Annotated in this window: 5 protein-coding genes and 1 pseudogene; 2 read left to right on the top strand and 4 right to left on the bottom strand. The window is 61.0% G+C overall.

From position 1 onward, the window contains the following. The first annotated feature begins 251 nt into the window (after nt 1–251). A pseudogene (locus tag HBR94_RS28150) lies at nt 252–1,780 on the top strand (IS3 family transposase). 252 nt (nt 1,781–2,032) lie between these two features. Here the strand turns inward: HBR94_RS28150 and HBR94_RS28155 are convergent. The 4 genes from HBR94_RS28155 to HBR94_RS28170 form a co-directional block, all read right to left on the bottom strand. Then, nucleotides 2,033–2,854 (bottom strand): hypothetical protein, encoded by an 822-nt coding sequence (locus HBR94_RS28155; protein ID WP_169961196.1) that lies wholly within the window; start codon nt 2,852–2,854, stop codon nt 2,033–2,035. Further along, nucleotides 2,851–4,449: a hypothetical protein gene (locus HBR94_RS28160; RefSeq protein WP_057438714.1), complete on the bottom strand. Its 1,599-nt coding sequence runs from the start codon at nt 4,447–4,449 to the stop codon at nt 2,851–2,853. Before HBR94_RS28160 ends, HBR94_RS28155 begins: the two co-directional genes overlap by 4 nt. Before the next feature lie 70 nt (nt 4,450–4,519). After that, the gene (locus HBR94_RS28165) at nt 4,520–6,253 is read right to left on the bottom strand and encodes a hypothetical protein (protein ID WP_170045900.1); all 1,734 of its coding nucleotides are present in this window, start codon (nt 6,251–6,253) and stop codon (nt 4,520–4,522) included. Further along, entirely contained in the window at nt 6,250–8,064 is a 1,815-nt protein-coding gene (locus HBR94_RS28170; protein ID WP_057959147.1) for a tyrosinase family protein, read from the bottom strand. The genes HBR94_RS28165 and HBR94_RS28170 overlap by 4 nt, the downstream gene beginning before the upstream one ends. Before the next feature lie 160 nt (nt 8,065–8,224). Between HBR94_RS28170 and HBR94_RS28175 the strand changes: the two genes are divergently transcribed. Next, on the top strand, nt 8,225–8,704 hold the full coding sequence (locus HBR94_RS28175; protein ID WP_057438712.1) for an Lrp/AsnC family transcriptional regulator: 480 nt from the start codon (nt 8,225–8,227) through the stop codon (nt 8,702–8,704). Nucleotides 8,705–9,430 lie beyond the last annotated feature (726 nt).

Genomic DNA, 9,430 nt, shown 5'->3' on the forward strand with positions numbered 1-9,430 from the left:
TGGCCGCAGGCAGGTATTGCGCAGTGGGCACCCCGGCATGGATGCCGGGGTAGCCGCGACACGGCCATGGATGGCCGATCGCGGCGGGCCCACGGAGCAATGCCTGACTGCGGGCATGCCGAGCCTAGGCGAGGCACCGAGTGGTGGGGCAAGAGCCCTTTTGGTTACTTTTGGGGCTCTCCCTCCGTGTCAGGCTACCTGTCGCGCTTGTTGATTGACTCAATTATTCAAGAGGGCGAAGGTGTGTAGCAATGTCCAAGCGTTATGACGACGAATTCAAAGACTGGGCCGTTCTGCAAATGATGCCGCCCCTCAATCGCTCAGTGGCAGACCTTGCCGTTGCGCTCAACCTCACGCCACAGTCACTGCGTAACTGGAGACAAATGGCTAGAGATAAAGGTTTGATCGTGCCGGGAAACGGCAAAACCAGTGATCAATGGTCCAGCGCCGATAAATTCAATGCTGTCATGGAAACCGCTCCGTTGAGCGAGGTGGAAATCTCCCAATACTGCCGAATCAAGGGCGTTTATCCGGAGCAAATCCAGCAGTGGCGCGAAGCCTGTCAAAACGCCAATACCCTGGCTGACCTGAAGCCCAGCGCAGAGAAAACTGCCGAACAACGACGAATCAAAGAGCTGGAACGTCAGTTGATCCAATCCGATGCTGGACGTGCTGAGGCGGAGGCTTTGCTGGAACTCAGAAAAAAAGCCAATGCGATCTGGGGCAAGGACAAGGAAGACTGATCAGCGCCTCTGATCGTACGCAAGCCATGCAGTTGATTGCCGAGGCGGTGCTCGGTGGGGCTCGTCGATATCGGGCGTGCAACGAGCTGGGACTGAGCCTGCGCACGGTTCAACGTTGGCGATACGCCGCCTGCGACAAGCGCCTGCTGGCTCAGCGGGCAGCGCCGTCAAACAAACTCAGCGAAGCGGAGCGCCAAGCGGTGCTTGATGCGGCCAGTCAGGCTGGCTACGCCAGCCTCACACCGCACCAAATCGTTCCTAAGCTGGCGGATGAGGGTATCTATCTGGCTTCGGAGTCGACGTTTTATCGCGTGTTAAAAGCGGCTAATCAAAACGTGCGCCGTGGTCGTGCCAAAGCTCCGAAACGCAGGGCGCTGACAACGCATTGTGCTGACGGCCCCAATCAAGTGTGGTGCTGGGATATCACCTGGTTACCCAGCACCGTCAAGGGCCGTTTTTTCTACTGGTACATGGTCAAGGACATCTACAGCCGTAAATTGGTCGCCAATGAGGTGCATGAGGTGGAGTGCGCTGAGCATGCGTGCGAACTGCTCGAAAAGGGCTGCTTACGCGAACACACGGCCGGTCGTCCATTGGTGCTGCACTCGGATAATGGTCACGTTATGAGAGGCTCTTTGCTGCGTGAAAGCATGGTTTCGCTAGGCGTAGAGCCGTCATTTAGCCGACCGCGCGTGAGCAACGACAATGCATACGCCGAAGCACTTTTTCGTACCGCAAAGTACTGCCCACTCTGGCCGGACCAGCCGTTTGATACCCTCACAGAAGCAAGACTTTGGGTACAAAAATTTATCGAGTGGTACAACGAAGATCATCGTCACAGCGCCTTGAAATACGTGACGCCGAACGAGCGCCACGAAGGCAAGGCGACAGCTCTATTACAAGCCCGAGTGGCGCTATATGAAGATGCCAGAGAAGCTAATCCGAGCCGCTGGAGTACCAGGACACGCAACTGGAAGTTGGCAGATGCGGTGTATTTGAACCCAGAACGCCCTGAAGTTAAGGGCGCAATGGGTTAGCCGCAGCAGTACTAAGGCGACAGGTACCTTGACACGTACCGCTCTTTTCCAAAAGTGACCCGCTGTAAGAGCGGAACCAATAGCCGCCATAACCGCAGCAACGGATATGTACACAAACCCAGAAGGTTGTGCAGATACCTATGCCGCTGACCCACCGCCATCGCGGTCAAGCCCGCTCCCACCGCGACCCGGGCGAAGCAGAAAAACCCCGGCCACATCACACATCAAATGTCGAAGCTGCCTTATACCCACTCAAGGTTGGCAAGGATCGGTCTTGTTCAACAAATTCCCCGTCGAATACCACACACGCTGCGCCGCCGGCCCCAGGTCCAGCGCCACCGGCGCATCCGCACGCCCCTCCAGCAAGGTCGGATAAACCCCAGGCTTGAGCGGCGACTGACACACAATCGGCAACGACTGCACCGTGGTGAAATTCAAATCCACCGTAGACACCAATTGCGCCGCCGAAAACGGCGCCGGTGGCCCAGGCAGGGTGATGATTTCCTGGAAGTCCGGATCCTGGGCGATGTAGTGCGTCAGGTGCGCCTCATTACCCCGGCCAAACAGGGTGTACACCATCTGCTTGGGCCGCTCGATCCCCAGGTTGAACGGCCGGTAGATCACCACCGCCTCGACCGTCACCGGCACGTTGTCAAACAGCACCGGCCCCGGGGTGCCGCCGCCATCATTGGAGTAGCCGTCATAGATCGTCGCCTTGAACGCGGTCACTTCGCCGGCCTTGAGTTGGGGCAGGGTGAAGGTGTCGTTATCGACGTTGATCAGGTTATACGGCTTGCTCGGGTTGGCCGCGCGCAGGGCCTGGTACTTGGCCATTACGTCAGCCGGCAGGCTGGCCTGCAGGACGATCTGGTACATGTGCTTTTCCGTGGTGAACATCGGCATGTGCACCAGGAACAGGGTCTGCGAGCCGACCATGAACATGCCGTGGTTGCCCGGTGCATCGGCATCGGCGCCGTTGTTCAGGGCGTGCAGTTCATGGGCCGAATGGGCAAAGGCCTGGGGGGCGAGGGCCATTGACAGGGCGAGCAGCAGGGTGGCGAGGGAGCGTTTCATGGTTGGCCGTCCTTGAGGGTTTCGAAGGCATGTACGCGTTTGATCAGGCTCGTTTGCCTGGCCGAATCGGCGTTGTTGAACAGGAACGAGAAGTCCGAGGCCAGGGTGGCGCTGCCGGCAATGGTCGCTTGCTGATGGCAGTCATTGCAGTTCATGCCCTGGACGTAGGTCTCCAGGGTGGTATTGGCCACGGGTACGTTGCTGTCGCTGATAAAAGCACCGTAGGACAGGGGAACCTTCGCATTCGGGCCCGGCTCGGGGTCGGGCGGCGTCGGGGCGGTGATCCACAGTACATTGATCAGCTTGTAGTACTGGAACACCGACTGGCCGTTGGTCTGTTGGGCGAAGCTGGCCTGCACCGCGCCGTTGAGCGCCTGCATGTCCGACGACAGTGGGTGTTCGCGGGTGGTCTGCACCGGTTGGTCCCGTGGATAGGGTTCGGTGCATTCGCGATCCGGGTGGTGCTGTTTGCACTGGATGCGCGCCACGTTCGGCGTACACACATCGGGGCCGCCGGTGCAGTTGGGGTTGTTGAAGGTGTAGCCGTCCGGGGGCAGCTGTTGCGCGGGCACCTGGCCCGGTTCCGGTACGTTGTCCACGTGCTCGAAGGTGGTCCAGATAAAGTTCGGTGAGCTCTGGGTCTTGTTGATGATATGCAGGCCCACCAGGCCCACCACCTGTTGGGTGCATTGCAGGGTGGCGGGGTTCTTGAGCCAGGCCACAGTGGTCAGGTAGCGCCCGTAGAGCTGGGGCTGGCCGGTGAGGATGCGCCAGGCGGCCTTGAGTTCCAGGGCGCCCAGTTGCTCCTGGGGCAGCGGGGTGGTGGGCATTGAGCGCATCAGCTCACCGGCGGGCAGCGACAGGCCGGCCGGGTGTTTGCCATCGCTGTTTTGCGCGACGATCAGTTGATTGGCGGCATCGTACAGACCGTTGTCGACGATGTAGTCGAACTCGGCCTTGCCGACCTTGCGTTCGAAATACACCAGGTTGCCGGTCTGGTCCGTGAGCCAGCCACCGGCGGCTTCCATGATCGGGTCGGGAATCGACGCCAGGGTGCCGCTGGACAAGTGGAAGCGATGTCTGGCGTTGGTCGCGCTTTCCGAGGTGGCATTCATGAATTTACGCGCCCCTACCGACAGGGCCTGGAGGCTGTCCTGGCTGCTGCAATTGGGCGGCACCAGGGTTTGCACCCCCCAACCGCTGGGCTTGGGTGCGCCGGGCAGGAAAATCTCATTGGCGTCTTTGTAGCTGGCCCATACCGGCGCCACGCTCATGGGCTGCCCGGCGGTGGTGGGCACGCCGAATTGCGCGACGGTGATGGTTCTGTCCGGCTCGCCCGCCAGGCTGGCATTGGCCGGCCAGCCGGGGTCCACCGGCCAGTTCAGGGCGATGAACAATTGCCAGCCAAAGCAATTCATAAAGCTCTGGCCGGTGGTGTTGAAGTTGTTGACCGGCATAAACCCGCCGCTCTTGGGGTTGAACACCAGTTGCTGCTGGACGCAGTTATCGGCATCGGACGCGTGGGCCAAGGGCAGGATAAACAGTGACAGCAGGGTGCTGACCAGCAGCAGACGACTCAAGCGAAACCTGGACATCATCGCGCTCCTTGCAGAAATGAGGGGGCTTGTTGTGGCGAGAGGGCTTGCCCCCTCGCCACAGGGGGGCTTAGGTGGATGGCACCAGCGCCAGCCCGGATTCCCACGGGTGGTCCGCCGCGCTGACGTTATCCGCCTCGCCCGGGTTGAGCGCGCGTACCGTCACCAGCCCCGGCGCCGCGTTCGCCGCGACGCTGATGGTCATGATGTAACCCTGGGTGCCGCCCGCGTTGGTCTGGCCGGGAATGGCCGAGGCATCGGGCATGAACTTCGTGACCTGTGCCGTCACCCCGGGATTGCTGAACTGGATCCTCGCCGTGGCGGCGGTGGTCTGCAGATCGGCGCCTTGCACCACCAGGACAAACTGCCCGCTGCTGCCAGGGGCCAGCCAGGCCGGCAGGTCGGTAGGCGACTGGCCGTAGAACAGGTCCAGCGGCAATAACTGCACCGGCCAGGGTTGCAGGCCATTGACCCGGTCTTGTACGCAAGGAGACGGCGCCGCCGTGGTGCTCGGCATGACGGTCACACTCAGGCCCACCAGCAGTTGCTGGGCAATCACCCACACATAGTCCACAGCCTGGCCGTTGATGGTGATGTCATTGATCGAGAACCCCGCGCTTTGCGGCACCTCGAACACCGCCTGGAGGATCTGGTCGGAGCCGTTGATCGCCGATTTGGCGGTGCCGCGGGTAATGCGCCAGTACTGACTCACATCCTGGCCCTGCGGGCCTTTCCACGCGCTGAAGTTGGTCGGTTGCTGCAGGTACAGGGCGATGGGATTGGTCAGGGAGATACGGTTGCTGATGGCCGCCTCATTGGCCGCAAAACCGATATGCGGGTCGGAGTTGCGATAGTTCTGCCCATATTGCGCGCAGCAGATCAGCGACTGAGGGTTCTGGCTGCTTTTCAGGGGCCGCATGATCGTGGCCGCCGCCGCCAGGTACACCTCGGCGCTGAGGGTGTTGGGGCCGGACGTCAGGTGCATCGCGCCACCGAACTGGCCGGGCGTACAGGCGGTGCCGGCGTTCCATTTGTTGACAGTGTCGTAGGCGGGCAGGCCCGTGGTCGGGTCAATCACCGGATCCCCGGCATTGCCGGTCGGGCAGTCGGTGGCATAGCGCAGGTAGAGGTCTTCGAGTTGGACGTTCGGGTCGATGTAGTCGCGATACAGCCCCAGCACGGCATTCGGGTCGATGCGCCACATGGCCAGGAAGTACGCCGGGTTTTCGCTGGTGAAGGTGATTTTGCGCATGTCGCCATTGGCATCGCGGACAATCGACCACTCGCAATACTCGTCCAGCCAGCCCCGTGGGCCCGAGGGTGAGAAGTCCTTGTACTTGCCGTTCCAGTCGATACTCGGGCAACGGGTCACCGGCAGTTGCAGCAGGGTGCCTTTCTTGTCCGGGTCGTACAGGGTGTACAGGGTGTCGTTGATGGTGATCTGGCCATTGTCGGTCAGCTCCATGACCTGTTGCAGGGTCATGGCCTTGCCGCCCAGTTGCGGAATCACCGCCGTGCCGTTGCTATAAAAAAACGTCCACAGCCGGTTGGGAAAGGGTTGCCAGGTAATCGCCGGCGGGGTGGTGTCGCCATAGCCCTCGACCAGCGGGTTGTAATAGCCCGAGCGTGGCGCGTCGTACAGGCCCGACCATGGGTTGCCGATGATCGCCGCTTCGGTCCAGCCGGTGACGTCGTTGTTCCAGTCGGTTTCAAATTGCGGCAACTGGTCTTCCAGGCCCAGCTTGTTGTAGTCCTTTGGCGCTTGCCCGGCGGGGGAGGTGAATTGCTTGAAGGGCGTGCTCATGTCAGATCTCCATGGGGGGTAGAAACGGAGCAGCAACCGGCACTCGGGGGAGGGTCGGCAACGGTCTGGCGCGGGTCGTCCCACACCAGTTGGGCGATAAAGCCAGGCAGCGGCGCATACTCTTGCGGCGCCAATACCCGGCCACTATCGAGATGGGTGACCAGCAGGCTCAACTGCAGCTCGTCCGTGGGGCCAAGGTGCAATGCCGTGACACTGCGCGCGGCATTCAGCGCGCGGCACACGCCATGGGGGATGCAGCGCCCCTTGTCATCCACCAGGCCCATGCCGATCCTGCTGAAGCGCCCGACGTAGTGCGGGTTCTCAGCGCTGACCTGCTGGGGCGTGGCGTCGGCCTGGTTGAGGAAAACGTCGATCAGGTAGGTGTCGTGGGTGCAGCGCACATGGTCGAACACTACCCACGGGCCGCTGGCCTGGGCCTGCTCCTGGGCAGGCGCGGCACTGTGCGGGCAGCACGCTTTTGCGCTGGCGCGTCGTGCACCGAACGGCGGCGCCACCGGGGTGCCGTAGTCGTAGCCGATGTGCCGGCTGTCCTGGGCCATATCGCCCAGGGTGGTGTAGCGCCAGGCATCGGCACTGGTGAACGTGACCGTCTCGGCCTGGTTGCCGGCAAACGGCTGGAGCAGGCACTGGGTGGTGTACTGCGCCGCCGGGTTGGCGCGGATCCAGATCTCCAGCACGCGGTCGATATTGGCGTGGTAAGAGCAGAACAGTGGGTCAAACGCGGTGTAGGCGTTATCGGCCATATCGCCGCCGATCCAGCCGTGATAGTTGTCGTGGGGCTGCTCGTACAGGCCATCGAAATTCAGTGTGCGATTGGGGTACAACTCGTCTTTTTGCGGCGGATCGAACTCGGTGATATTGGCCCAGGGATACCCCGGCACGCCCTGGGGCTGGCTGAAGGTCTTGAACGTCAAGGCATCCACCACCTGCTGCTGGAAAATCCGGCTCATGCCATACAACTGGGTGCGTTTGACGCGTTGTGAGTCGCCCTGGGTGTAGAACAGCGGGTTGCGTTGCACAAAGCGGCAATCCACGCCCTCGACATTGCCAGAGGCACACACCTTCGAGCGCCCATCCTTGGCCGCCGCATAGCGCAATGGGTTGGGCCGCACTTCGCCGCTGCGGGGGTGCACATAGGTTTCATCGAGAAACGCCTGGGGCAAACCGGCCTGGGGGCTGCCGTCGACACTGGCGTCTTCGGCCATCCAGTCCCAGTACGGGATCGGGTAGTCAATCAAGGCCTCCAGGTACAGCAGGTAAGCGCGATGCCACAGGGCAAAGGCCTCCTGATAATGCAGGCACCAGTTGCTGTGGATATAGGCATAGCGCTGCCACGGCGAGCCACTGTCCGGGTTGCCGATCTGCATCACGTCATCGAGCCGCGCGCGGTACAGGTCCAGTTGTTCCTGACTCAGCGCGCGGATGTCCTGGCGCACGCGCCTGACCGGGTGCGGCAGGTCTGGCGGTGGGATGCGCTCGGCGATATCGAACGGCGAAAAACTGTTCAGGCGCCAGCCCTGGTTGACCCACAACCGGAAGGTTTCCAGGGCGTCGATCGGCCAGAACTGCCGGTCATCCAGGGTCAGCGGCATGTTGCGTGAGGCCAGGTGCTGGTAGATGGTTTCGGACCAGGTCTTGACCGAATCGGGGTCTTCCAGGAACACGTCGTAGGCATTCATGCAACGCACCCACGAGCCTGCGACCTGGCCGCGCTCGGCGGGCGGTATCCAGTAAGGCGCGGTGAAAAGCCCTTGGATATCAGCGGTCCATGTCGGTTTCGCAACTATCATAAGATCCCTCTCCCGCCGCCCCATGCTGGATCTTTCGGGGCTGCTAAGCTGGAATTGATAGTAACGGGCCACTGTGCAGTGATTTGTGCAAATTGGCCGCCCGTTACGGCGGATTCATTGCAGTTTTCTCAAGGAAGAAGTGGAAATAATGACAGACGCCATGGATTTGAAAATTCTCGGCAAATTGCAGAAGGATTGTACCCAGAGCCTGGACCTGCTCAGCGACAGCGTGGGGCTGTCCTCGACCAGTTGTTACCGGCGCATCCGGCGCCTGGAGAGCGTGGGGATCATCAAGGCGAAAGTCGCGGTGCTGGATGAAAAAAAGCTGGGGATCCAGGTCACGGCGTTCTTTTTGATCAAGCTCGACAAGGACAGCAACGACATTGATCGCAAGATGCAACACATCCTGGCCACCCGCCCGGAGATTCAGGACTGCTACCTGATGACCGGGGAGTTCGATTTTGTGATGGTGGCCAAGTTTCGCGATGCCACGGAGTACACCGAATATATCTATCGGTTTCTCGACACTTACCGTGATATTCCGATTCGCACTTATTCGTCGACGCTGGTGGTGCGTACGGTGAAGAAGTCTTATGAGCTGCCGCTGCAGGGTGTGCAGCATTTGCCTCCGGATCTGTAGACGCGCGGTTTGTGGCATAGGTATCTACACAACTCTTTCATGGTTGTTGGGGGTTGTGTACATATCCGTTGCTGCGGTCACGGCCACTTAGGGTTCCGCCCTTACGGCGGGTCACTTTTGGAAAAGAGCCCCAAAAGTAACCAAAAGGGCTCTTGCCCCACCACTCGGTGCCTCGCCTAGGCTCGGCATGCCCGCAGTCAGGCATTGCTCCGTGGGCCCGCCGCGATCGGCCATCCATGGCCGTGTCGCGGCTACCCCGGCATCCATGCCGGGGTGCCCACTGCGCAATGCCTGCCTGCGGCCAGCGTGGTTTAACGGGGCGCCTGAGATCAAGATCAAAAGCCAGATCAAAAGCAGAGCAACAGCAACAGCAACAGCAACAGCAATGCCAAAGCCAGAGCGCGAAGCTGCATTCCCCCCTGTGGGAGCTGGCTTGCCTGCGATGGCGGTTCATCAGCCAATACATTTATCGACTGATACACCGTCATCGCAGGCAAGCCAGCTCCCACAGAGGTACGCGCACGCCTCGACGATCAGGTCGGCTGTCAGGCCGCCTCGCTTTGCTTGTGATTTTGATCTTAGGCGCCCCGTTAAACCACGCTGGCCGTCATCCGATATTGATTTGGGGGGTAACCCGGCAGGACGCCGGGTTAGCCGCGCTGGGCCATGGATGGCCCATCGCGGCGGCCCCCCAAATCAATGTCGGATGACGGGCACACCGAGCCT

The sequence above is a fragment of the Pseudomonas sp. WS 5412 genome, from assembly GCF_012985615.1.
Classification (GTDB): Bacteria; Pseudomonadota; Gammaproteobacteria; order Pseudomonadales; family Pseudomonadaceae; genus Aquipseudomonas; species Aquipseudomonas shahriarae.